Annotated in this window: 16 protein-coding genes; 9 read left to right on the plus strand and 7 right to left on the minus strand. The window is 67.0% G+C overall.

What is annotated here, in order from left to right:
* The first annotated feature begins 69 nt into the window (after window positions 1-69).
* The 3 genes from ACKN61_RS12620 to ACKN61_RS12630 all read left to right on the plus strand — a co-directional run bounded on the left by ACKN61_RS12620 (window position 70) and on the right by ACKN61_RS12630 (window position 6,977).
* Entirely contained in the window at window positions 70-1,263 is a 1,194-nt protein-coding gene (locus tag ACKN61_RS12620; protein ID WP_408949832.1) for an EAL domain-containing protein, read from the plus strand.
* A 52-nt stretch (window positions 1,264-1,315) separates the two neighbouring features.
* Window positions 1,316-6,484 carry a PAS domain-containing protein gene (locus ACKN61_RS12625; protein ID WP_408949833.1) on the plus strand — a complete coding sequence of 1,723 codons (5,169 nt, stop codon included), beginning with the start codon at window positions 1,316-1,318 and terminating at the stop codon, window positions 6,482-6,484.
* Between the two features lie 241 nt (window positions 6,485-6,725).
* Window positions 6,726-6,977 carry a hypothetical protein gene (locus ACKN61_RS12630; protein ID WP_408949834.1) on the plus strand — a complete coding sequence of 84 codons (252 nt, stop codon included), beginning with the start codon at window positions 6,726-6,728 and terminating at the stop codon, window positions 6,975-6,977.
* A 151-nt stretch (window positions 6,978-7,128) separates the two neighbouring features.
* Here the strand turns inward: ACKN61_RS12630 and ACKN61_RS12635 are convergent, their stop codons facing one another.
* The 5 genes from ACKN61_RS12635 to ACKN61_RS12655 form a co-directional block, all read right to left on the minus strand.
* On the minus strand, window positions 7,129-8,052 hold the full coding sequence (locus ACKN61_RS12635) for an alpha/beta fold hydrolase (RefSeq protein ID WP_408949835.1): 924 nt from the start codon (window positions 8,050-8,052) through the stop codon (window positions 7,129-7,131).
* Window positions 8,053-8,289: 237 nt separating this feature from the next.
* Entirely contained in the window at window positions 8,290-10,725 is a 2,436-nt protein-coding gene (locus tag ACKN61_RS12640; RefSeq protein ID WP_408953817.1) for a penicillin acylase family protein, read from the minus strand.
* A 107-nt stretch (window positions 10,726-10,832) separates the two neighbouring features.
* Window positions 10,833-11,690 (minus strand): helix-turn-helix domain-containing protein, encoded by an 858-nt coding sequence (locus tag ACKN61_RS12645; RefSeq protein ID WP_408953818.1) that lies wholly within the window; start codon window positions 11,688-11,690, stop codon window positions 10,833-10,835.
* 381 nt (window positions 11,691-12,071) lie between these two features.
* The gene (locus ACKN61_RS12650) at window positions 12,072-12,284 is read right to left on the minus strand and encodes a DUF6289 family protein (RefSeq protein ID WP_408949836.1); all 213 of its coding nucleotides are present in this window, start codon (window positions 12,282-12,284) and stop codon (window positions 12,072-12,074) included.
* Between the two features lie 254 nt (window positions 12,285-12,538).
* Window positions 12,539-13,558, minus strand: coding sequence for a sugar kinase (locus ACKN61_RS12655; RefSeq protein ID WP_408949837.1), 1,020 nt, complete (start codon window positions 13,556-13,558; stop codon window positions 12,539-12,541).
* A 201-nt stretch (window positions 13,559-13,759) separates the two neighbouring features.
* Here ACKN61_RS12655 and ACKN61_RS12660 point away from each other — a divergent pair, with 201 nt between their 5' ends.
* Window positions 13,760-16,585 (plus strand): TonB-dependent receptor, encoded by a 2,826-nt coding sequence (locus ACKN61_RS12660; protein WP_408949838.1) that lies wholly within the window; start codon window positions 13,760-13,762, stop codon window positions 16,583-16,585.
* Between the two features lie 116 nt (window positions 16,586-16,701).
* Window positions 16,702-17,511 carry a rhamnogalacturonan acetylesterase gene (locus ACKN61_RS12665; RefSeq protein ID WP_408949839.1) on the plus strand — a complete coding sequence of 270 codons (810 nt, stop codon included), beginning with the start codon at window positions 16,702-16,704 and terminating at the stop codon, window positions 17,509-17,511.
* On the opposite strand, the gene ACKN61_RS12670 is transcribed toward ACKN61_RS12665, so the two are convergent.
* Together ACKN61_RS12670 and ACKN61_RS12675 are read right to left on the minus strand one after the other, a co-directional pair.
* Window positions 17,508-19,145 (minus strand): carboxylesterase/lipase family protein, encoded by a 1,638-nt coding sequence (locus tag ACKN61_RS12670; protein WP_408949840.1) that lies wholly within the window; start codon window positions 19,143-19,145, stop codon window positions 17,508-17,510. The two genes, ACKN61_RS12665 and ACKN61_RS12670, sit on opposite strands and share 4 nt — an antisense overlap.
* Before the next feature lie 7 nt (window positions 19,146-19,152).
* Window positions 19,153-20,478 carry a polysaccharide lyase family 1 protein gene (locus ACKN61_RS12675; protein WP_408949841.1) on the minus strand — a complete coding sequence of 442 codons (1,326 nt, stop codon included), beginning with the start codon at window positions 20,476-20,478 and terminating at the stop codon, window positions 19,153-19,155.
* Between the two features lie 240 nt (window positions 20,479-20,718).
* On the opposite strand from ACKN61_RS12675, the gene ACKN61_RS12680 reads away from it, so the two are divergent.
* Genes ACKN61_RS12680 through ACKN61_RS12695 form a run of 4 tightly spaced genes read left to right on the plus strand, consistent with a single transcriptional unit; the run spans window position 20,719 to window position 24,371 of the window.
* Window positions 20,719-21,555 carry a 2-keto-4-pentenoate hydratase gene (locus ACKN61_RS12680; protein ID WP_408949842.1) on the plus strand — a complete coding sequence of 279 codons (837 nt, stop codon included), beginning with the start codon at window positions 20,719-20,721 and terminating at the stop codon, window positions 21,553-21,555.
* Complete coding sequence (locus ACKN61_RS12685; RefSeq protein ID WP_408949843.1) at window positions 21,552-22,547, plus strand: TRAP transporter substrate-binding protein; 996 nt, start codon at window positions 21,552-21,554, stop codon at window positions 22,545-22,547. The genes ACKN61_RS12680 and ACKN61_RS12685 overlap by 4 nt, the downstream gene beginning before the upstream one ends.
* A 10-nt stretch (window positions 22,548-22,557) precedes the next feature.
* Complete coding sequence (locus ACKN61_RS12690; protein WP_408949844.1) at window positions 22,558-23,088, plus strand: TRAP transporter small permease; 531 nt, start codon at window positions 22,558-22,560, stop codon at window positions 23,086-23,088.
* Window positions 23,088-24,371, plus strand: a complete 1,284-nt coding sequence (locus ACKN61_RS12695) for a TRAP transporter large permease (protein ID WP_408949845.1) — start codon at window positions 23,088-23,090, stop codon at window positions 24,369-24,371. The genes ACKN61_RS12690 and ACKN61_RS12695 overlap by 1 nt, the downstream gene beginning before the upstream one ends.
* Window positions 24,372-24,445 lie beyond the last annotated feature (74 nt).

Below are 24,445 nucleotides of genomic sequence, written 5' to 3' on the forward strand. Positions count from 1 at the left end.
CTCGATCGCTTCGCGTCTGTTAGCCTTTTAGGACAACTCGCTACGAGTGTCCATGAGATAGTGGCCTGAGTGTCCAGTTCACCCTGCCCGCTCGGATTGAGGACGCTGGTCGTCGACGACGACCCCGTGATGCTGGCCATCATTTCGGCGCTGCTTGAAGACGCCGGTTTCGAGTCGTTCGAAACCGCGCACGACGGCTCGGCCGCTCTCGAACGACTGGCCGATCATCCTTTCGAGTTGATGATCTGCGACCTCAACATGCCGGGCATGGACGGCATCCGCCTGATGAGCCGGCTAGCCTCGCTCGCCGCCCTTCCAGCGGTGGTCTTGCTGAGCGGCGAGGACCCGCGTGTGCTGGACGTCAGCCGACAGTTCGCCGAGGCCAAGGGGCTGACCATCCTCGGCGTTCTGCCGAAACCCGTGGACCACGATGCGCTGATGGCGGTGTTGCGGCTATATCGCCCGGCGGCACCGCAGCCGGCGGCGAGCGCGTCCCCGGCCGTGCTGACCCACGATGCGATCCGCAAAGGCATCGCCGGCACCGCCCTGCAATTGGCGTATCAGCCCAAGGTGGAGCTGGCACGGGGCGCGATCGTCGGCGCCGAAGCGCTGTTGCGCTGGCAGGATCCGGACCTGGGCCGGGTCGCGGCGCCCGACGTGATACGCGCCGCCGAGAACGCGGACCTCATCGACGCGCTAACCCTCGCCGTTCTGCGGCGTGCGGTCGGCGATCGCGGCAGCCTGCTGCGGGCGGGTGTCGACATCAACCTCGCCTTCAACGTCTCGATGCACAACCTGCATAACCTTTCGATCATCGACCAGATGTCCGCAGTGGTGGCCGGCGCTGGCGATCGAGCGCAAAGCTACACGCTGGAAGTGACCGAAACGCATCTCATGGACAAGCCCGCGCACGTGCTGGAGGCGCTGATCCGCTCGCGCCTGCAAGGCTTCAAGGTCGCCATCGACGACTATGGAACCGGTGCGGCGACGATGCAATTCCTGATGCAACTGCCCAGCACTGAACTGAAGATCGACCGCAGTTTCGTCGGTGCGGCTCCGCTCAGCGAGCATGGGCGGGTCCTGTTCCAGTCCGCGATCGACCTGGGCAGGCGACTCGACCTGACGGTCACCGCCGAGGGCGTGGAAACCGAGACCGAAGCCCGCCTGGCGCTCGAACTCGGATGCCACCTGGGCCAGGGCTATTTCTATGGCCGCCCGATGAGCCTGGACGAGCTGATCCGGTCGGCATCCGCAACGAACTGACGCAATGCCTTAGCGAACGGTCCTGCCCCTACCCGATCCGGACGATCCCAGCATGCACGCGATGATCGATTGGGCCAACGATATCTACGCAGCGTTTCCGCTGCTGTTCCTGGAGACCTGGGGGCGGTTCGCCTACGTGCTGGGGCTGGTCTTGGTTTTCTGCGCCTACGGCGGATTCACCCTGCGCCCGAACGGGCGCTGGGGCCTGGGCACGGAGCGCATCGGCTGGGACACGAAGGCGCTGCTGAGTGTGGCCTTGACCATCGTGCTGGTGATGGGGGCCGGCTATCTCGGCTCGTCCATCGTACTGGTGGAAGGCGCGCAGACGCTGGAATCGCTGAAGGACGCGATGGTCTTCGTCTGCATCGTGTTGTTCGGATATCCGGCCCTGATCGGCGCGGTGGTCGCCTATGTTCTCTCGGACATGATCGAAGGCGTATCGCCGGACGTCGTCTGGCGTTGGATCGAATGCTTTCCGATGACCGAGGCCTACTGCTGGATCGGCTACCAGTTCATCGGCAAGGACCCAGACTTCCGCAAGCTGCGCACCTGGGGCTGGTATGCGTTGTTCGTCGCGATCTTCATGGCATTCATCCCTCCGCTGTGGGGGTTCGCCTGCGGACCGCTGTCGGGGGTGTTTTCTGCACAGGATTCCTACTACAAGATCACCCCTGCCCTGTTCCTCACGCTTGTCTTCACCTGGATCCTGGTACCGCCGCTGATGCTGGGCGCGCTGCCGCTGGCGCGCCGGCTCGGGCTGTACTGGGCCGATATTCCCGGACGGGTGCGCGAACGCCGGCTGGGCCGCAAGGAATGGGTGTGGGAGAGCGGCCAAGGCAACTTGAACCCGGGGACGCAATACGCTCATCAAGGGCTGCCGATCCGGATCCTTGTGGCCGTGCCCTTCATTGCCCTGGTCTTGATCATGGTGGGTCTGGTGGCCTTTCTTTCGCTGCGCAGCGGCGCGACCTCGGCGACCCAGCTAGCCGAGCGACTGCAGGCCGAAGCCGCGAACACCGTTCGCCTGCGATTGGACGACGCGCTCGCGGTTCCCGGGTTCGACGCGGCGCTGGAGCCGGCCTCGCTGGACGAATTGCTGCGCCGGACGGATATCGCGAGGTCCGGGCGCGCTTTCATCGTCGATCGCGATGGCCGGGTGGTGGCATCGTCGGAGCGGCAAGGCCCGCCGGTTGGGAAATTCGACAACTCCCCGTCGGTGGTGGCGACGGCGGTGCGGAGCCTGCGCGAGGAACCTGGCGGCATCGCGGCGAAGCAGACGCCGGCGTCGTTCCGATTCGCGATCTCCGGAATGCAGCCGTTCGGCGGCGAAGCCTGGCTCGGCCGAATCACCCCTTACCGCAGCCAGGCAGGCGACAGCCAAGCGAGCGGCCCGGCTTGGTGGCTGGTCACGGCGCTGCCCGAATCGGACTTCCTCGGCATCATCCAGGAGGGCAACAGCCGCGCCGCCATGGTGTTCACCGTGGCGCTGATCGTGACCGTGCTGATGGCCGCCTTTCTGGCCACGCTGGTCACCAAGCCTCTGCGCGACATCTCCAATTCCGCACGCGCCATGGCCCGCGGCGACTTGTCCCAACGGGTGCCCGACAGCCGCCTCGAGGAGCTTGAGACGCTCTCGGATAGTTTCAATCACATGGCGAAACGGCTGGAGGAATCTTTCGCCGAGATCCGCTCGGCCGAAGAGAGGCTGCGAAGCCTGCTGTCGATCGCGCCGCTGCCGATTTCCTGGGTCAACGATGAGGGCGTGATCGAATTCTGGAACCCGAAGGCGTTGGAACTGTTCGGCTATGCGCCCGAGGAAATCGCCACCGCGGAGCAATGGTTCGAGCGCGCCTACCCGGACCCCGAGTACCGCAAAAGCGTGATCGAACGCTGGAACGCCGCCGGCGCCAGCGGCCCCGACGGCGAGATCCATCGCGGCGAATACGACATCACCTGCAAGGACGGTCGCGTGGTTACCGCGGAGATCGCAGGGGCGCGCTATGGCAGCCTGTCGATTGCGATCTTCAACGACATCACCGAACGCAAGCGCAGCGAGGCGGAACTGCGCAAGAGCCAGGCGCAGTTCAAGCTGTTCTCGGATGTCTCGCCGCTGGCCATCGCGGTGCTCGCCGGTCCGGAGCGGGTCGCGGAATACGTCAATCCCAAATTCGTCGAATTTTTCGGTTATACCCGCGACGACATTTCGGACATGGCCGGATGGGGCGTCCGCGCCTACCCGGATCCTGTCTACCGCCAACAGATCGAGGATAGATGGAGGGGCCAGACCAGCGCTCCGGAACCCTTCGAAACCCGGGTGACCTGCAAGGACGGCTCGGTCAAGAGCATGCTCTGGGACTTCGTCGGGGTGCCCGGTAAAACCATCGTTTTCGGCCTGGACCTGACCCCGCGCAAGGAGGCCGAACGCGAGTTGCATCGGGTCTCCGAACGTTTGCAGGTGGCCACGCAGGCCGCGGGCATCGGCATCTGGGATTGGGACGTCGCGCGCAACGAGATGGTCTATGACGACGCCATGTACCGGCTTTACGGTGTCGATCGCGCAGACTTCAAGGCGGGCTACGACGCCTGGCAGCAGATGCTGCACCCGGAGGACGCGGAGCGGATGGAGCACGCCGTCCAGGCGGCGCTGCGCGGCGAAAGCGAATACAAAGGGGAATTTCGCATCGTGCGGCCGGACGGCTCGCTGCGCTTTCTGCAGGCTTATGGCCGGACCTCGCGGGACGCGGAGGGCAACCCGCTGCGCATGGTCGGCGTCAACTACGACATCACCGAGCGCAAGCTCGCCGAGGAAGAGTTGCGCCGTCACCGCGATCACCTGGAAGAACTGGTCGCAGAACGCACGGATGAGCTGGCGGTGATGACCGAACGCTTGCAGATCGCCACCCGGGCCGCGGACATCGGCATCTGGGACTGGAATCTCGCCGAGGACGAACTGACCTGGGACGACGCCATGTTCCGTCTTTACGGCATTCGCAGCGAGGACTTCAGCGGTATCGAATCCTGGCGCAAGGCCTTGCATCCGGCGGATGCGGAGCGCTTGGAACGCGCTCTGGATGCGGCATTCCGGGGCGAGCGAGAATACAGCGAAGAGTTTCGCGTGATCTGGCCGGACGGCTCGGTGCACCACCTCTATGCGACCGGCAGGACGTCGCGCGACGCCGATGGCAACCCGCTGCGCATGGTCGGCGTCAACTACGACATCAGCGAGCGCAAGACCTCCGAAGAGGCGCTGCTGCTGACCGAAGCCCGCCTGGATCAGGCGCTTTCGCTTACCCGTGCGGGCCATTGGGTCGTTACCCTCGACGGCTCCGACCATTACACCAGCTCGGAACGTACCGCGGCGCTGTTCGGCGACCTGCCGAATCCGCAATGGCGCTACAGTCTGGCTGCATGGCGCGCCTGCATCGAAGCGGTTTCCCCGGAGATCGCCGCGGCCACCGCGGAAAAATTCGCTCAGGCCTGCGCCGGGGATATCCCGGTCTACGACGCCACTTATCCGTACCGACGCCCCTGCGATGGCCGCATCGTCTGGCTGCACAACCTGGGCGTCGTCGTCCGCGACAAGCTCGATCGGCCTCCCGAGTTGTACGGCGTCTGCCAGGACGTCACCGAAGTCGTCGAGGCGAAACGCGAACTGGAGCAGGCCAAGGCGTATGCCGAAAAGGCGAGCAAGGCCAAGTCCGAGTTCCTCGCGAACATGAGCCATGAAATCCGTACGCCGATGAACGCCATCCTCGGCATGTCGCATCTGGCGCTCAAGGGCAGCGCCGACCCGCAGCAACGCGACTACCTCGGCAAGATCCAGCGCGCCGGCCAGCACTTGCTCAGCGTCATCAACGACATCCTCGACATCTCCAAGGTCGAGGCCGGCAAGCTGTCGATCGAGCATTCCCGTTTCACCCTGTCGCAACTGATCGACGACGTGGCCAACGTGGTCGGGGAAAGAGCGGCCGCCAAGGGGCTGTCGCTCGCCTTCGATGTCGCTCCGGACACGCCTCACGACCTGGTCGGCGACAAGTTGCGTCTTGGACAGGTGCTGATCAACTACGCGAGCAATGCGATCAAGTTCACCGAGCAAGGCGGGGTTCGCGTGTCGGTAAAGGTGCTCGAACGCCGCGCCCAGGGGCTGGTGCTCCGCTTTGCCGTGCAGGACACCGGCGTCGGGCTCGGTCGCGAACAGATCGCGCGGATTTTCGAAGCCTTCCAGCAAGGCGACAGTTCCACGACACGTCGTTATGGCGGGACGGGACTGGGGCTGGCCATCTGCAAGAACCTGGCGCAGATGATGGGCGGCGAAGTCGGCGTCGACAGCGAGCCGGGCCGCGGCAGCACGTTCTGGTTCACCGCAACGGTGGGTACGAGCCAACTGCAGGCGCGTGCGGACAGCTTGAACCCGGACCTGCGCGGAAGCCGCATCCTGGTGGCGGAACCCCCCGGCCGGAAACCCGACGGCCTGTGCGTCGCGCTGACCGGACTGGGCTTCATCGTCGCCTCCGCCGATGCCGGCGACGTCGTCGACGCATTCTGGGAATCGGTCGAATCCGAGCGGCCGTTCGATGCGGTCGTGCTCGACCTGGATACGCCGGGGCTCGACGGGTTCGCCGTCGCAGAGCGAATCGGGTCGCTGGTCGGGGGGCACCGGCAGCACGTGGCGTTCGCGATCCCCCGGGAGCGGGACGATTGCATCCAACGTGCGCTTGAAGACGGGATCCATATCCTGACCAAGCCCATCGAAGCCTCGGACCTGCTGGATGCTTTGGCGGGAATGCTCGGGGCAGCTCGCACGCAGACATCGCCGCAAGCCATGGACCCGAGGGACGTCGAGGCCTTCAAGGGCGCGCGGGTGTTGGTCGCGGAGGACAACGAGTTCAACCAGGAGGTCGCACGCGGCATCCTGGGCGATGCCGGCCTGACCGTCGATGTGGCCGGCGACGGCGCAGCGGCCTTGAGGATGGTGCAGGCCTGCCGCTACGACCTCATCCTGATGGACATGCAGATGCCGGTCATGGACGGCATCACCGCCACGCGCGAGATCCGGCGGCTGATACCGAAGCCGGCGACGCCCATCGTGGCGATGACCGCCAATGCCATGCAGGAAGACCGCGAGCGCTGCTTCGAGGCCGGCATGAACGATTTCGTGACCAAGCCGATCGACCCCGACCGGCTGCTGGCGGTATTGGCCAGGTGGATACGGCCGCATTGAACCCTCGCGGTTCGATGAACCGATGCGCTCATGAGCCGGGTCGGGACGGAACACGCTAGTGCAATGCGAGACGGCCGCCGCTGGGCGATCTGCACCGATAACCTGATGCAGCAGGCTAGCGCGATGCGCCTGCTCGTCCTCGAAGATCAAGCCGATTCGCGCCGGGCCGTTGCCGGGCGCCTGCGCTCGCAGGGGCATACCGGTCGACTAGGCGCCCGATCGCGGCACGGCGAAGTCGTTCGTGCGTTCGTATGCCTACGATGCCTTCGTGCTCGACCGACTGCTGCCGGATGGCGATGGCCTGTCGCTGTTGCGGCAATGGCGCGAACGCGGCGTGTCGACGCCAGCCTTGTTTCTCACTGCCTGCGACCGGGTCGAAGACCGTCAAGCCCGCTGCATGCGCAGGGCGCTACATACGGGATATCCCTGCCCCGGTGAAAAACGGCGCGCATCCTTGCGCGCCGCTCTTCGGGTCTTCTATGGCCTTCGCTAATGCGAAGCGACGCACCGCAACGGAGAACTGCCGCTGCGACGCCTCAAAGTGCAGGAGCGACGTCCGACAGGGGTTTCCTGCGGTCCCAAGTCGCGACCGCGCTGCAACGGCCACGCGGCGTATTGCTTCCGCAGGAGCTAGATCAAACGCCTCAGAAAAAACCCGCCGGCATCGGCGGCGTCGCATCGTCGAGGAAGGGCACGGTCGCGGCTACGACGGTTTCGGCTTCGGCCATGATGCCGATATGGGAGGTGCCTGGCAGGACCAGCAGGCGGGCCGGCGGCGGCGCCGACAGGAAGCCTTGCGCCGCGAGCGCAGGGGCGCCGCCGCCGCGCATGCGGAACATCTCGACGCCGTGTTCGGGGCCCATGATGTCGTAGTCGCCCATGACGATCATGGTCTTGTGCTTCAGCGCCTTCATGCCGGTGCCCCAGTCGAACGGCGTGGCATCGAGCACTTTCAGCTTCTCGACGAGCACGGGAAAATCCTCTCGCCGGGGCGCGAGCCGGTCGTACTCCTTCCTGATCGGCGTGTTGTCGAACACCGCTGGCGTGATCTGTCCGATACCCGCCAACACTTCCTTGTAGGCCGCGTCCAGGCGAGTGCCCGCCGAGGCGGTGACCAGTTTCGCGACCTTGGCCGGATGACGGATGGCGAGTTGGATGGCGGCGCCGCCTCCCATCGAGTAACCGAAGACATCGGCCTGCCTCACGCCCGCCGCGTCGAGCACGGCCGCGGCGTCGTCGGCCAAGGCTTCATAGGTGATCGGGCCTGGGCCGTCGCCGGTGCGGCCGTGGCCGCGTTGATCCAGAACGATCACCGGACGCGTGCGGGCGAAACGGTCGACGATGGCGGCCATGCTATCGGCCGACATATAGGCGCCGTGCAGGACCAGCAGCGGGGCCTTGGCCGATTTCAGGTCGCCGACGATGTCGTAGTGAATGGCCAGGTCGTCGCGTTTGACGAGGGCGGCACGTTTGGCGGGCGCTGCCACTTGCGACGGTTCCGCCGCGAGTGCGGTGACGGTGGGCGCGACGAACAGCGCCAATCCGGTCAACACGGCCGCGGCCAGCACTCGACAACCGGAATGAGACAGGGACATAGGGGCTCCTTTACTGGTTCGGTGAACGTATTGGGTGAGTGTTTGGGTTCATCGGGTACTGGATCGTCAGCGCCGTCGCCGGCCATCCAGAACGACCGATCTATGGATTAGACGAACGAGGAATCGGCGATTCGACATGCCCTCGATGTTCCGGGTCATAGGCCAGCCGATGCCCGGCTCGTTGCGGCGGCCCGGGCCGGCCGCCGACGGTCAAGGCTTGGGTTCGGGCGTCAGCACCAGCGAGTAGATCGCAGCACCCGGCAGGAACGGCGAGCGCCGCCCCTGCACCCAATCGTCGTGCCCGCGCCCCCAGAACGGCGAGAACAGGTGGCCGCTCTGCCCGCCCGGCATGTGGGCGATGCCCGAGTCTTCGTGTCCGGGCGAGACCACCATGCGTTGGGTGGCACCGAAGCCCGGGCCCTGCACCCGCGGCATGCCGCTGTCGCCCGGCAACGGCTCGCGCGGCATGCACAGCAGGCGCTTGCCCAGCATCGGTACGGCCGAGGCCAAGGGGTGGCATATCGCCGCGGTATTCCGCTCGCCCCAGCTGCGTTGCGCAAGCGCTCCCTGGCCGGACAGCTCCTGCCGTACTTCCTGCGCCGCATCCTCGAACAGCGCCTCCCAGGACGGATAGCGCCTCGACAACAGATGCTTCGGTTGAGCCGTGGCCAGGGGCCAGGCCACGCCTTCGAACTGCGGCAACTGCGGCATGACGAAACGCTGCTTCATCGCCGCCTGGGCCGGCGCGGTCAGGCCCTCGAGGATGCGCGCATGCACCGCCAGCCGCCATGCGCGTACCAAGCGGTAACTCACCGAGTCGGTGCTCGCGCGTCCCTCCCAGCGAGCGGCCGCCTGGGCCATTGCAGCCAACGCGGAATCGCTGCGGCCGCGACGCGCCTGGGCCTGCATCAGTTCCCACCAGGGCGCGAGCAACAGCGCGCGGTCGTCGAGCTGGACCGCCAGGAGATCGGACTCGGCGAAGGTTTGCTGCTGGCGCAATGCATCGCGTATCTGTGTTGCGCGTGCGCCGTGCGAATAGCCGCCATCGCCTATCCGGTTCAGCGACGCCGCATCCAGGGTGCGGTTGTTCGCGGTCCACAGGCGATGGTCCGGCGGATCGATGATGAAGGGCGGGATGAAGGGCGGGATGGAGGGCGGCGCAGCGGGTTCGGCCGAGGCGTTCGCGCAGCTTCTCAGCATCGAACTCTCCGGGTCCGTTTGCGTCGTCGTTCGCTCGATCGGCGCTCGCCCGCCCCAAGGCCATCGACAATCGCTGGACTCATGCGCGGGTATGGTCGGGCCGATCAAGGTCCAGGCAATCCGGCCGTGGCGATCGGCCAGCATCAGATTGGCCGTGGGCAGGCCCACCGTGCGGGCCTGGGACAATGCCTCGTGCACGTCGCGGGCATGGTGAAGCGTCGCCAGATCGAGGTTGAGGCCTTCGGGGCGATAGGCCGTCCAATGCAGTTGCATCGGTGGCTGGCCGACCGCATCGACGATCAAGGGGCCGCGTTCGTCATCGAGCACCTGAAGCACAACCGGGTCGTGCCCCTTGACCCGGATGATTTCCACCGCGGGTTTGCGTTGCAGCAACGCGGTGCAGCCGCTCGCATCCTTGCCCCCGCAATGCGGATCCCAATCGAGCGTGTCCGCATAGCCGTTGGTGAACCCCCAGGCGAGCTTGCCGTTGCTGCCTGCGACGACCACCGGCAAGCCCGGCAGGGTGAACCCGGAAACGTCCACCCGCCCGGTTTCGTGACCGTAACGCAGCCGCGCCCGGAACCACACGTTGGGAACGCTCAGCCTGGAGTGCATGTCGTCGGCCAGGATCGCGCGCCCATCGCCGGTCAGCGCTCCGGCGACGGCGAAGTTGTTGCTGCCGGGCGTGCCGCTGCTGTCGATTGGGGCCGGGCGCGGCCGAACCGGGCCCGGCAGTTTGCGCAGATCCACGGCGTCCGCATCCGGCAACACGGCGTCGCCGCGGGCCTGTCCCTGCATCGGTGCGTCCCAGCGGGTTCCGTCGCGCATCAGCAGATCGAACACGGCCGCAGGCAGGTGCGGCCGCGCGGAACGCAACGCGGCCTCGCGCCCGTTGGAGGCATCCTGCAGATTGACGTACATCGCATACCCCGCCAGTGCCGAGTCCTCCGCTCGCCATGGCTGGGGCGCCTGGCCCAGCAGCAGATAAGGCCAAGGCCGCACTCTCAAATGCGCCAGGCCGGCGTTGACGCCCTCGGTGTAGGCACGCAAGGCCTCCGCGTGCGTACCGGCGAAGGCATCGGCCTGGACCCGGGCACGATGACGGAAACGATGGATCCGGCGCTTGCGGTCGGCATCGAGCATGGAGGGGCCCAGCAACTCGGCCAATTCGCCGGCGGCGGTGCGGCGCATCAGATCCATTTCGAAGTAACGCTCCTGCGCATGGACATAGCCCAAGGCACGCGCGGCGTCCCGCTCGTCGGCGGCTTGGATGGTGACGACGCCGTTGCGGTCCCGCGCCACTTCGACTGCGGCGGAAAGCCCGGCCAATTCCAGCCGCCCGTCCAAGGTCGGCAGGCTGCCGCGCAGCAGCCACCAGGCCGCGAACGCCAGCAAGGCGAGCAGCGTTGCCAGCATCCATAAGATCGACCGCAACCGCTTCGCCATTTCGCCCCGCCGATGAAGGTGTCGATCCGCCGCCGTGGCGGAGAGGAATGATTCTGCCCTTGCGCTGCAGCGCAGGGCCATACCCGAGTTATCGCCGCCCTGCTCCCTCAAGGATCGTTGCGCCGGCCCTGCTCTGGCCCGGGCTCCGGTTCCCAGCCTGCCTGCGGCCATTGCCTGCAAAGCATCGCCGTTTGCAGCGACTGCGCTGTCGCCTGGTCGGCCGGCAGGAAGGTCTCGATGGCCAGTTCGCACAGCGTCACATCCACGGGGGTCTTGAACATCGTCGTGGTGCTGATGAAGGACAGCACGCCGCACGACGTGCGCAGTCGCATGGGAACGGCGAAGCCGTGCACGGACGACGCGAGCGCATCCTCCGCCGGGCCGGGGTAGCCGCTCAATTCTTCATGCAAGGCTTGAAGCACGGGGTCGGCAGTGGCGCCGACTTGCCGGCGCAGACGATGAAGCAGATGCGCACGCCATTGCCCCAGGTTGACGATCCGCGGCGCCAAGCCCTGCGGGTGCAGGCTCAGGCGCAGCACGTTCAGCGGTGGCTGCAGCAGGAACGGGGCGATGCCGCCGTCGTGCAAGGGGCCCAGTGCGCGATTACGCGCCAACAAGTTCCAGTGACGGTCGACGGCGATCGCCGGGTACGGTTCGTGGCCGCGCAGCACCAGCTCCACGGCCTCGCGCGCCAGTGCGAGAGCCGGGCCGTCCTGGATGCGGTGCTCGGGATAGATCGCCGACCACCCGGCCGCCCTCATCAGCACGTTGCGTTCGCGCGGCGGCACCTCGAGGCGATCGGCCAAACGCATCAGCATCGTCCGGCTCGGCTGCGAACGGCCGGTCTCGATGAAACTCATGTGGCGCGCAGAGGTATCCGCGAGCTCGGCCAGGTTCGACTGGCTGAGCCCGCGGCGCTGGCGCCAATCGCGAATGAGTTCGCCTACGGGTCGGATCGCGTTCATGCCGCAACGATAGCCAGGGCGCAGGAGTTGGCCATTACCTGCGGGGTAAGCGACATGGCCGACCCATTGGCTGCGCTGCCGCTGTCGATGCGCCTCACCGAGGCGACCATCGCGTCGCTCCGTGTCCGCTGTGCGCTCGCCGATCCGTGCCGCCGGAGCCGAGTGGTTCGGGCGGCCGCCTCGGTGCCGTGCCGCGCTATCGGTGTGCGCTGCGTCGGGTCGTGTGCAGCGCATGCGATCGCGCTTGCGCCCGGGCCCAACGATGAGGGAAACACGCCAAACGCCCTGCCCGACCGCCCCTGCGGTAGTCGGTAAAGAAGTCGCCCGGACGCACCGGGCGACTCCTGTTCTCGCAGGCGCCGCCGGCTTTCCTGCGAGCGTTTACATCACGCAGCCGGCATACACCTTCGACTTGTTGGTGACCACGCCCCAGCCCGGATCGCCGCAGGCGGCGGGCTGGCGTATGCCGACGACGGTGCCGGCGGCGTCGTAGTACACGACCGAGCAGAAACAACCGGCGGAACTGCTGGCTGCGCCGGCGCCGGCGGACATGGCCAACAGGGTTCCCAATACGATCAACTTGAAGCGATGCATCGCACTCCTCCCTTGGCATTCTTGCGACAGGGTGCCGCGCTGGGAAGATACAACGAGGCAGACACGCGGCGACCGCCGATGTAGAGAAGGCCCGATAACGCGATTGCCGACGCAGTCGGGTTGTGAGCGCGATCATGAAGCCGCGCGATGCGGTGCAACAACCGCGCCGACCATAGGGGCGGTATGTGGCAACCGGGCGATTCGGCGAATCCGCGCGGCCCTGCACTTCTCTCTAGAACAGTGCTCAGGCCGCCCTAGCGACGGACGTGGAAGCCGCCGCCGGCGATCAAGTCGTTCACGTCCTGGGCGCTGACCAGGTTGAAGTCGCCGGGCACGGAATGCTTCAGGCTGGCCGCGGCCAAGGCGAAGCTCAGGCCGTCTTCGTCGCTCATCCCGTCCAACAAGCCATGCAGGAAGCCGGCGGCGAAGGCATCGCCGGCACCGATCCGATCGACGATGCCGCGCAGCTCCCGGGACGCGGTATGCAGGACGCTGCCGTCGCGATGGAACAGCGACGCCGACAGCAGGTGATGATCGACGTCGCGTTGCTCGCGCCGGGTGCAGGCCAGCCGTTGCAGGTTCGGGAAGGCCTCGAACGCGAGCCGCGCGGCGGCGGCCGTGTCGTCGCCGCTGGAATGTCCGCTGGCCTTGGCTCCGAGCACGACCGCGATGTCGCGGTGATCGGCGAACGCCAGGTCGGCCAAGCTGATCAAGGTATGCAGGATCGGAGCCGGGTTGCACTTGGATTCCTGCCATAACGAGCTGCGGAAATTGCCGTCGAAGCAGACCCGGACGCCGGCATCGCGGGCGGCACGCGCGGCGACGATGGCGGCTTCCGCGCCGCGTTCGCCGAGTGCGGGCGTGACGCCGGACAAATGCAGCCAGCAGGCGCCGGCGAGCAAGGCAGGCCAGTCGTAGGGCGCGGTCCCCGCGATCGCGAACGCCGAGCCGGCGCGGTCGTAAAGCACCCGGCTGGGCCGTTGTATCGCCCCGGTTTCGAGGAAATACAGGCCCATCCGCCCGGCTCCGGTCAGTACCGCCCGGGTGTCGACGCCCTGTCGCCGCAGTTCGCCGCGTGCGGCGTCGCCGAGCGGGTTGTCCGGCACCAGGCTGACCATCGCCGCTTCGTGCCCGAACCGGGCCAGGGATACGGCGACATTGGCCTCGGCGCCGCCGACATGCACCTCGAGTTGCGGCGACTGCAACAGCCGCTGACGTCCGGGCGCGCCGAGCCTGAGCAACAGCTCGCCGAAACATACGACTCGTCCGCTCATACCACCCCCATCAGAATGATCCGCCGGCCGATCGCGACCGGCCTCCCATAAGCGTTTGCGCACCGCAGCATGCTGTTCGGTCAAGCTTTTGTTAGGGTTTTGACCAGCGGTGTCATTTTTGTTCAGGGGACACCATATCAGGCGCAGCAAGCCCGTCAAGACCGGTTCCCGAGCGGTCTGGCACCTTCGAAGGGGAGAGGAATGCAAGTGCAACTAGAGACCAGAAAGACACCGGTTACCGTGCTCGCCGCCGCGATCGCGCTGGGGCTGTCGATGTCGCCATCGACAGGGTATGCGCAACAATCGGCGCAACCGGCCCAGGCCGGTGCCGAGGCGGCTCCGGCAGAGGCGGCTCAATCAAAATCGGCGCCGCTCGAAGACGCCAAGAATCTCGATGCGGTCGTCGTCACCGGCTTTCGCGCCAGCCTGCAGCAGGCGCTGGATATCAAGCGCGAAGAAGTCGGGGTGGTCGACGCCATCGTCGCCGAGGACATCGCCGACTTTCCCGATCTCAACCTGGCCGAGTCGCTGCAGCGCATTCCCGGCGTCTCGATCGCGCGCGATGCCGGCGAAGGCCGGCAGATCTCGGTGCGCGGCCTGGGCCCGGATTTCACTCGCGTGCGCATCAACGGCATGGAGGCGCTGACCACCGCCGGCGGCACCGACAGTTCCGGCGGCGCCAATCGCGGCCGCGGTTTCGACTTCAACGTCTTCGCCTCGGAGCTGTTCAACAGCCTGAAGGTGCGCAAGACCGCCTCGGCCGACGTCGAGGAAGGCTCGCTCGGCGCCACCGTGGACCTGCAGACCGCCCGCCCCTTCGACTACGACGGCCTGACCTTCGTCGCCGGCGCTCAACTGGGCTTCAACGATCTGTCCAAGGACATCGACCCCCGCGCCACCGCGCTGATCAGCAACACCTGGGCCGATGGCCGCTTCGGCGCCCTGCTCTCGGTGGCCTACACCGACCGGCGCCTGGTCGAGGAAGGCCACAGCACCGTGCGTTGGGACAACGGCCCGAGCAGCGGCGGTTTCGCCGCGAGTTCGCCGTTCGCCGCTGCCCGCCTTCCAGGCACGTTCCATCCGCGTATCCCGCGTTACGGGGTGATGGAGCACGACCAACAACGCTTGGGCATCACCAGCGCCCTGCAATTCAAGCTCAGCGACAAGACCGAGCTCGGCCTGGACCTGCTGTACGCCAAGTTCGACGCGACCCGCACCGAGAATTTCCTCAACGGCATTTCTTTCAGCCGCACCGGCACCGGCAAGCCGCAGACCGTGGTCCTCGACGGCGAAGTCGACGAACGCGGCAACCTGGTCTACGGCCGCTTCAACAACGTCGACGTGCGCTCGGAAGCGCGCTACGACGAGCTCAGCACCAAGTTCAGCCAGGCCAATTTCTACGGCGAACACAAGTTCAGCGACGACTTCGCAATGAGCGGCCAGATCGGCCGGGCCAAGTCCGAATTCGACAACCCGATCCAGACCACGATCACCCTCGACCGCAGTAACGCGCAGGGCTATGTCTACGATTATCGCGACAGCAGTCGCCTGCCGATCATCGACAACGGCTTCGACGTCAACGACCCCAATGCCTGGAGCTTCGCCAACGGCGTGTCCGAGATCCGCCTGCGCCCCCAGGCCTCGGAAAACACCTTCGATAACCGGCAACTGGATTTCCGCTGGACCCTCGCCCCGGGCTTCAAGCTCAAGGGCGGCATCCAGTCGAAGAAATACCAGTTCGACAGCAGCGAGATGCGTCGTGTTTCCGAGCTGGCCGTGCCCTCGTTGCCGGCCGGCACCAATCTGGCCGACCTGACCCGCTCGGTCGCCTTGCAGGGCACCAGCGTCGGCGGCGCCAACGATTCGCGCTGGCTGATCCCGGACATCGGCGCCTTCGACCGGCTGTTCGACATCTACAGCAACTCCGGCACCTTCGCGCTTTCGCCCGACGTGGCCAGCGCCCGCGGCAACAACCGCAGCGTCGAGGAAAAGGACCTGGGCTATTACCTGCAGACCGATTTCTCGACCAACCTGGGCGAGATCCCGATCAGCGGCAACTTCGGCGTACGCCACGTCAAGACCAAGCAGTCTTCGACCGGCTTCGCCCTGGCCGGCACCACGCCGGTATTGACCACGGTCGAGCGCGAGTACAACGACACCCTGCCCTCGTTGAACCTGGTCGCCGACATCACCCCGGACTTCCTGATCCGCTTCGGCGCCGCCAAGGTGATGTCGCGGCCGGGCCTGGCCAATCTGACCCCGGGCGTGACGGTGAGCGTGAGCGGCGGCAACCGCGTCGTCGCCGGCGGCAACCCCCTGCTCGACCCGTTTCGCGCCAAGACCTACGACCTCGGCCTGGAATGGTATTTCGCCGAAGAGGCCCTGCTCGGCCTCGGGTTCTTCTACAAGAACATCGACAGCTTCGTGCAGACTTCGCGCGAGATCCGCCCCTACAACACCTCCGGCCTGCCCAATGAATTGTTGGCCGGGACCGGCGCGCTGCCGACCGACGAATTCCAGTTCAACATCCCGGTCAACACGCCGGGCGGCAAGCTGCGCGGCGTCGAGTTGAGCTATCAACAACCCTTCAGCTTCCTGCCGGGCTTCTGGAACGATTTCGGCGTGCAGTTCAACTACACCTACGTCGATTCGAAGATCCAGTACGTCACCGCCGCCGGCGCATCGGCGCTCAAGACCGACCTGGTCGGGCTGTCGAAGAACGCCTACAACGCGACCCTGTACTACGAAGGCGAACGTTTCAGCGCCCGGGTCTCGGCGGCCTATCGCGACGACTACCTGACCACGGTGCCGGGCCGTAACAACGCCGACGTCGAAGGCACCAAGGGCACGACCACCATCGACATGTCGGCCTCGTGGAAGATCAACGACAAGCTGGAGCTGACCCTCGAAGGCCTCAACCTGACCGACGAATACAACGATCAATGGGTCGATTCCCTAGCCGATCGCGTCTCGGTCTATCACCACACCGGGCGCCAGTACTTCCTCGGCCTGCGCTTCAAATTGTAAGGCGTCGCCTCGCGACGCGAACCGGTGCGGCTCGCTCGAACGAGTCGCACCGGCTGCGACGGCCGCGTAGAACTCCGCAACTCATCCCTGCCCTTAACCTGCTCATCGGTGCGTCGATGCGTGCATTGCTGTTGATTGCTTGCCTGGCCGTGTGGCCGCTGGCTGCCTGCGCCGATCCGGTACCGACCGTGTTCCTGGCCGGCGATTCGACGATGGCGATCAAGCGCGCCGAGAAACGCCCCGAGACCGGTTGGGGCGAGGCGTTCGAGGCGCAATTCCAGCCCGGCCGGATCAGGCTCGACAATCGCGCCATGAACGGTCGCAGCACGCGCAGTTTCATCGAGGAAGGACGCTGGCAGGATCTGCTCGACGAGGTCGGCGCGGGCGATTACGTGTTCATCCAGTTCGGCCACAACGACCAATCCAGGCACAAGGCCGACCGCTACACCCCGCCGGCCGACTACAGGCGCAACCTCGAAGGTTTCGTCGATCAGGTCCGCGAGCGCGGCGCCACCGCGGTCCTGCTGACGCCGGTGGCGCGGCGCCGCTTCGACCGGGCCGGCGCAGTGCTCGACAGCCATGGCGACTATCCGGGCCTGGTCAGGCAAGTCGCGGCCGAACGCGCGGTGGCGTTGATCGACATGGAGCGGCGCAGCCAGGCCGTGCTCGGCGCATGGGGCGATGCGGGTTCCAAGGCCTTGTTCCTGTGGCTGCAGGCGGGCGAACACGGCAACTACCCCGAAGGCCTGCGCGACGACACCCATTTCTCGCCGCAGGGCGCGCGATGCATGGCCGCGGAAGTCGCCGATGGCCTGCGTCTGCTCGGCCTGCCCTTGAGCGCATCGCTCAAGCCGTCGGCACGATGCGTGCGGCCGGTTCCGGCCGGGGCCGCAACGGCTCGACCGGGCACGGCTTTGCGAGGCTAGAACGTCCCGCGCTGCACGAACGGCACACGCTCATACAGCCTGCGCTCGCCGGCGCGCGGATCCTCGACCAGGCGCGGCTGCGCATCGAACAACAGGGTTTCGCGCCGCTGCAACGAGTACCGCGCCCAGGCCGGCAAGCCGACGTGGTTCGGGTCGCCGTGCCGCGCCAAGGCGATCAAGGCATCGCTCATGCGCGCCGCCAGTGCCCGTGCTTGCGCGTCGTCGCCGGTGCGCGAGCCGGCTTGGCCGGTGTTGTCGAACACCAGGGCGATGTCGAGCGTATGCATGGCGCCCCATCGCCCGCCATCGAGCGGCGAACCCCAATCCAGTTGATAGACCCAGGTCGGTGCGCCCTGGCGCGCCCGGGCTTCGGCCTCGATGATCGCCGCGCGCCAGGAGCGGCCGGCGGTGGTCGCGGCGAAGAAGATCTGCGACGGCGTGTAGCCGGGATACAGGCGGCGGTACTCGGCGATCACCGTGTCCGGGTCCAGGTCGACGTACTGGTGCTCGCGCAGTTTGCCCGGCAGTTGGTCCCAGCCCAGGGCGAGGTTGGCCGCATCGCCGGCGAGGAAAGCGCGGGTTTCGTCGCGGGTGTTGCCGATCACCATCGGGATCGCGGCCGATTGTGCGGGCGCGTCGGGATAGAACGGATGCCGGTGCAGAGATTTCGCATCCAGCACCGGCCCGAAATACAGGGCAGTGTCCTCGATACGCGAAAGATCGCGCAGCGACGTCGCCTCCACCAGGGCCTGCATCGGCAGTGAGCGCAGCCGCGAGAGACCCTCTGGCGCGATCTTCAGCGCATCGAGCAGGCATAGCGCACGCTGCGTCGCGGCACGCGGCCCGGCCGCGGTGACCTGTTGCCCGCTCATGGTCAGGGCGCGGTGAAACAGCCCCTGCGCCGCAGGCATCGCCATCAGGGTGGCGATCTTGGCGCCGCCGCCGGACTGGCCGAACAAGGTCACGTTGCCGGCATCGCCGCCGAACTCGGCCGCGTGATCGCGCACCCAGTGCAGGGCCTGGATCAGGTCGAGTTGGCCGACGTTGCCGGACCAGGCGTAGTCGTCGCCGCCGAGCTGCGCCAGGTACAGATAACCGAAGGCGTTCAAACGGTGATTGAGGGTGATCACCACGACATCGCCGCGCCGGCACAGACGCACGCCGTCGTAGAGCGGGCTGCTGCCGGAGCCGCTGTCGTAGCCGCCGCCGTGCAGATACACCAGCACCGGCCGCGCGACGCCATCGCGCAATGCCGGGGTGAACACGTTCGCGTACAGGCAGTCTTCGCTGATGCGGGCGTCGGGTTTGCGTTGCGGCGCCGAAGCGCCGTGTGCGAGCGCATCGCGAACGCCCTGCCACGGCCGCTCGCGCAGCGCCGGCATGAAGCGGCGCGTGGAGGTGTCGGCGCCGTAGGGAACACCCTTGAACACCAGTACTCCGCGGTCGCGGTAACCGCGCACGCGGCCGCTGCGGGTGGTCGCGACCGGGGTCTCGGGGCTCGGATGCGCAAAGCTGGCCGCCCCGGCCGCCGATGACGCGCTTTTAGCGGCCACCGCCGCCACGGACGGCAAGCAGATGCCAGCCAGCGCGCCTGCAAGCGCCTTCAAGGTGTCGCGACGCCCTGGATCCCACATCGCCGCCTCAGCGCAAGGGCGCGCGACGCGGCAGCGGTTTCAACGGCTCCATCGTCGCGAGGTCCCAATCCGCGGCGACGAAGGCTTGCCGAGTCGGCTCGACCTTCGGATAGCCGCCGACTTCGTTCTCGCTGTCGATGATCTTGCCGCGGCCTTCGACGGTGTCGGCCAGGATGCGGCGATCGATGTCGTCGCGGTCCCAGGGCCGCGCACCGGCATCGGCGATGACCGCGTCCTGCACCTTCGATGCCGGCAGCAGGCGCACGCCGAACGGCAGCGCCGGCGCCTGTTTCATTTCCCTCACTGCGAGCGGCGTCGTGGTGTAGCGACCGGTCTGCGGCAAAGGCCGGCCGAGCCGGTCGACCGCGATATTGTCCTCGGCGAAGTACGACAGCGCGCCCGAGCCGCCGACCATGAGCAAGGCGACGTCCTCGGTCGATGGCCCGGCGCGCATCACGTTGCCGCGTAGCACCATTTCGCCGCTGGAATAGGCGTGGCCCAGCCACTCCTCGGCGATCAGGTTGTAGTGCGCCGCTCGCTGCCCCGGGTCGTAGATCAGGTTGTTGAGGACCTGGCCGCGCGCTCCGCCCTTGAACAGCGGATTGCGCTCGTAGTTGTGCGCGTACAGGTTGCCGACGATCAGGACGTCGTTGACGTGGTCGTGGATCAGCGTGCCTTTGGAATGCTCGCCCTTGCCGTGGGTGGCGTTGGCCAGGCCCTCGGCGATCAGGTTGTTGCTGAAGGTGATGCGCCTGGAGGCCGCCTGCATCCACTCGGCCTCGGTTTCGCCGGCGAAGCGCGTGCTCGAGGCCGACAGGTTTTCGTCGGTGGCCCAGGTCAGCGAGCAATGATCGACGATCACGTCGTGGGCGCCGCGCACGGTATTGATGGCGTCGAAATCCACGCCTGCGCGTTTTTCCAGCCCGGCCTCGCCGGGCCGTATCCGGATGTGGCGCACGACCACATCGTGGGTGGCGATGGTCAGGCCGCCACGGATGAAGGTGACGCCCGGTTGCGGCGCGGTCTGGCCGGCGATGGTCAGATAAGGCTCGCTGATGCGCAGTTCCTTGCGGGCCAGATCGATCACGCCGGCGACCTCGAACACGACGATGCGCGGGCCCGGCGTCGCCACCGCTTCGGCGAACGAACCGGGGCCCTCGCCGGCCAGGGTCGTGACCCTCAGGATCTTGCCGCCGCGCCCTGCCGGCGTATGCGCCGCCCACCCCATGGCGCCGGGGAAGGCCAGGGCCCGCGCCGCGCCATCGGCGGCGAAATCGGCAGCGGAATTCGTCGATGTCTGCGCCGTCGCGATGCCGGCGATCGCGGCGAACATCGCGAGCAGAACACTGCGCGCCGCCCTGCTCCGATCGTTTTGCCGATTGCCGCGCCGGCCGCCGTCGCGATGGCGGGTTCGATCAGTCCCTGCGGCCTTGCCGTCGATGCCTTGCCCCACCTCGCCACTCCCCATCGCGCCCTCCCAGGTCTGATCCGAGCATACGCCGGATTGTCAATGACACCGGTTTCCTATACAACACCCGGACGCACAATCGAGCCCCGGGGGGACCGTTCAGGCATGCCAACACACCCGTTCGATGACCAGCGCGACGAGCTGGCGATCGCGATCCGCCTGGTGCGGGCCCGCTGGCAGGCGAAGGCGCTTGCGGCCTATCCAGGCCTGCAACCGCAGACTCTGGACGCCGGCTACCGGGTCCAGGACCAGGCCATCGCGCTATGGCGGCAAGCCGTCGCGGGCTGGAAGGTTGGGCGCATTCCGGACGCCTGGCAGGCCACGCTCGGCGAAGACCGCCTGGTCGGCCCGATCTTCGCTGGTGCGGTGCAGAATGTCCCGGGGGGACAAACGGGCCGTTTCCCGGTGATCGAACACGGCTTCGCCGCGATCGAGGCCGAATACGTATTCACTCTCGGCAGCGATGCTCCTGTTGGCAAGACCGAGTACAGCGAAGACGAAGCCGCGGAACTGGTCGCTTCTCTTTCGATCGGCATCGAACTGGCCGGCAGCCCCCTGGCGTCGATCAACCGCCTCGGCCCGGCGGTGGTGGTGTCGGATTTCGGCAACAACGCCGGGCTGATCGTCGGCCCGGCGATCGCCGACTGGCGCCGGCTCGAAGATCGCGAACTGACCTGCGAAAGCTTCATCGACCAGCGCTCGGTCGGAACCGGCGGCGCCGCTTCCATACCCGGCGGGCCGTTGGCGGCCTTGGCCTTCGCCCTGGGGCGTTGCGCGCGGCGCGGTTATCCGCTCAGCGCCGGCATGCACGTCACCACTGGCGCGGCCACCGGCATCCACGACATCCTCGCCGGTCAGTCCGCCTGCGTGGATTTCGGTCGCTGGGGCCGCCTGGCCTGCGAGACCGCCACCGCCACCGCGACGACGGAGAGCCTGCCATGACCACGCGACGCAAGTTCCTGCTCGGCCTCGGCGCCGCCGGCCTGTCGGCGAGCGCGGTTTCCACCTCATGGGGCAGCGGCGGCGACGGACGCGTGCTCACCGCGACCGACGTCCACGTCAAGGACTATCCCACCGTCACCGCGGTCGACTGGATCGGCCGCCAACTCGAGGAGGCGACCGGCGGACGTCTGCGCCTGCGCATGTACCACTCCGGCCAGCTCGGCCGCGAGTCCGAGGCGATCAACATGGCGCGCTTCGGCGCGATCGACATCACCCGCGTCTACAGCGGCGCGCTCAACAACGCCTTTCCGCTGACCCAGGTCTTGTCGCTGCCCTATGTGTTCGACTCGGTCGCGCACCTGCGCCGGGTGCTCGACGGCGCGGTAGGCGCGCAGGTGCTGCGCGGCTTCGCTGCGCGCGAACTGGTCGGCCTGGCGATGTACGACTGCGGAGCGCGTTGCTTCTACAACGTGCGCCAGCCGATCCGCACGCCGGCCGACATGCGCGGGCTCAAGTTCCGGGTGCCGTCGTCGGACATCTTCATGCGCATGATCCGCCTGCTCGGCGGCAACCCCACGCCCCTGGCCTACGGCGAAGTGTTCTCGGCCCTGCAGACGCATTTGATCGACGGCGCCGAGAACAACCTGCGCAGCTTTCATTCGAGCCGGCAGTTCGAGGCCGCCCGGCATTGGTCGCAGAGCGAGCATTCCTATGCGCCGGACGTGCTGCTGATGTCGAAACGCAGTCACGACGCATTGGCTCCGCGCGACCGCGGCTTGCTGCTGGAGATCGCCCGGGCCTCGGTGGCAGTGATGCGACGCCTGTGGGACGAATCCGAGGCGGTCGCGCGGCGCTCGCTGGTCGAGGCCGGCGTGCGCATGAACGACTGCGACCTGCCCGCCTTCCGCAAGGCGGTGGCGCCGCTGTTGGACGACTACCACCGCGTGCCCGCGCTCGAAGCGCTGTACCGCGACGTACGCTCACTGGCTTGAGGCCCTACCCGTGAATGAAGCACGCGATGTCGATCCGCAGGTCCTGCCCTCCACGTCCAGCGGCATGCTGGACCGTATCGCCGCGCTTGCCGTGGCCGTCGCCAGCGCCGCCCTGGTCGGCATGGTGGCGGTGCAGGCGATACAGGTGTTCGCCCGTTACGTCCTCAACGATTCACCCGGCTGGACCGAGCCGGTCGCACTGATCCTGCTCAACACGGCGATGAGTTTCGGCGCCGCGGCCGGCGTGCATCGTGGCTCGCATTTCGGCTTCTTCATCCTGCTGCATGTCGTGCCGCCACCGTTGCGGCGGTTCCTCACCGCCCTGTCGCAAACGGTGATCGCGATCATCGGCGCCGCATTGGCGTTCTGGGGCGGCGAACTGCTGCTCGATGGGCTGGACATACCGATGGCCGGCGCCCCCTTGCCGCAAAGCGCCGCGTTCGCGCCGATGGCGATCGGCGGGGCATTGATGACCGTGTTCGCGCTGCAACGCATCGTGCAGGTGTATGCGCCGTCGCCCCGTATCGAAGGGAGCCACTGATGGAAGTCACGATCCTGTTCGGCGTGTTCGCCGTGCTGTTGCTGATCGGCGTGCCGGTCGCCTATTCGCTGTCGTCGGCGGCGCTGGCGACGCTGATGTACATCGGCCTGCCGCCGATCGTGGTGGTCCAGCAGACCGCCGCGGGCGCCGGATCCGCCTCGCTGATCGCGATCCCGCTCTTCATCTTCGCCGGCGAGATCATGCTGCGCGGCGGCATCTCCGAACGCCTGATCGGCCTGGCCTCGGCCCTGGTCGGGCATCTGCGCGGCGGCCTGGGCCAGGTCAGCGTGCTGTCGTCGCTGTTCTTCGGCGGCGTTTCGGGCTCGGCCATCGCCGACGTCTCGGCGATCGGCGGGGCGATGATCCCGCAGATGGTCAAGCGCGGCTTCGACCGCGATTTCGCCGTCAACGTCACCATGACCGCGGCGATGGTGGCCCTGCTGGTGCCGCCCTCGCACAACCTGATCCTGTACTCGGCCTCGGCCGGCGGCAGCATCTCGATCGCCGACCTGTTCGCCGCCGGCATCGTGCCGGCGTTGCTGATGACCGTGACCCTGATGGTGACCTGCTGGATCATCGCGCGCCGGCGCGGCTACGCCATCGAGCCGTTTCCGGGCTTCGGCATCGTGCTGCGGCGTTTCGTCTCGGCCCTGCCGGGGCTGCTGCTGGTGGCCTTGATCTTCGTCGGCATCCGCGCCGGCATCTTCACCGCGGTGGAAAGCGCGGCCATCGCGGTGGTTTATGCCTTGCTGGTCACCACCGTGGTGTACCGCAAGCTGCGCTGGAAGGATTTCCTGGAGACGGTCGCCGGCGCCGCCCGTACCACCGGCATGATCCTGTTCGTGATCGCCTCGGCGGCCTCGTTCGGCTGGCTGCTGGCCTATCTGCAGGTGCCCAGCGCCGCGGTCGAGGCCCTGACCGGGCTGACCACCGACAAGAACCTGCTGCTGTTGCTGATGATCCTGATCCTGCTGGTGCTCGGCACCTTCATGGACCTGGCGCCGATGATCATCATCTGCACGCCGATCTTCCTGCCCCTGGCCAAGGCCATCGGTGTCGACCCGGTGCACTTCGGCATCATCCTGGTCCTCAAGGGCGGCATCAGCCTGATTTCGCCGCCGTTGGGTTCGGTGCTGTTCGTCGGCACCGCCATCGGCCAGATCAGCATCGGCGAGACCTTGCGCACGATCTGGCCGTTCTGGCTGTCCGCGCTCGGCGTCTTGCTGGTGGTGACCTTCGTGCCGGAACTGTCGCTGTGGCTGCCGGCCTTGCTGAAGCATTGAGCATGGGGCGCGGATCGTCGCCGCAGGCGGGCGCGCTCGGCCTGCGATGCGGGCTAGAATCCCCCTATCCCTTC

Source organism: Lysobacter sp. Hz25 (genome assembly GCF_046097045.1).
GTDB classification, from domain to species: Bacteria; Pseudomonadota; Gammaproteobacteria; order Xanthomonadales; family Xanthomonadaceae; genus Lysobacter; species Lysobacter antibioticus_B.

What these genes read in the sequence shown, in the direction of transcription:
- ACKN61_RS12625 (WP_408949833.1), top strand. Translation starts at nt 1,316, where the DNA reads ATGCACGCGATGATCGATTGGGCCAACGATATCTACGCAGCGTTTCCG.
- ACKN61_RS12640 (WP_408953817.1), bottom strand. Translation starts at nt 10,725, where the DNA reads ATGGCGAAGCGGTTGCGGTCGATCTTATGGATGCTGGCAACGCTGCTC.
- ACKN61_RS12645 (WP_408953818.1), bottom strand. Translation starts at nt 11,690, where the DNA reads ATGAACGCGATCCGACCCGTAGGCGAACTCATTCGCGATTGGCGCCAG.
- ACKN61_RS12650 (WP_408949836.1), bottom strand. Translation starts at nt 12,284, where the DNA reads ATGCATCGCTTCAAGTTGATCGTATTGGGAACCCTGTTGGCCATGTCC.
- ACKN61_RS12655 (WP_408949837.1), bottom strand. Translation starts at nt 13,558, where the DNA reads ATGAGCGGACGAGTCGTATGTTTCGGCGAGCTGTTGCTCAGGCTCGGC.
- ACKN61_RS12660 (WP_408949838.1), top strand. Translation starts at nt 13,760, where the DNA reads ATGCAAGTGCAACTAGAGACCAGAAAGACACCGGTTACCGTGCTCGCC.
- ACKN61_RS12665 (WP_408949839.1), top strand. Translation starts at nt 16,702, where the DNA reads ATGCGTGCATTGCTGTTGATTGCTTGCCTGGCCGTGTGGCCGCTGGCT.
- ACKN61_RS12670 (WP_408949840.1), bottom strand. Translation starts at nt 19,145, where the DNA reads ATGTGGGATCCAGGGCGTCGCGACACCTTGAAGGCGCTTGCAGGCGCG.
- ACKN61_RS12675 (WP_408949841.1), bottom strand. Translation starts at nt 20,478, where the DNA reads ATGTTCGCCGCGATCGCCGGCATCGCGACGGCGCAGACATCGACGAAT.
- ACKN61_RS12680 (WP_408949842.1), top strand. Translation starts at nt 20,719, where the DNA reads ATGCCAACACACCCGTTCGATGACCAGCGCGACGAGCTGGCGATCGCG.
- ACKN61_RS12685 (WP_408949843.1), top strand. Translation starts at nt 21,552, where the DNA reads ATGACCACGCGACGCAAGTTCCTGCTCGGCCTCGGCGCCGCCGGCCTG.
- ACKN61_RS12695 (WP_408949845.1), top strand. Translation starts at nt 23,088, where the DNA reads ATGGAAGTCACGATCCTGTTCGGCGTGTTCGCCGTGCTGTTGCTGATC.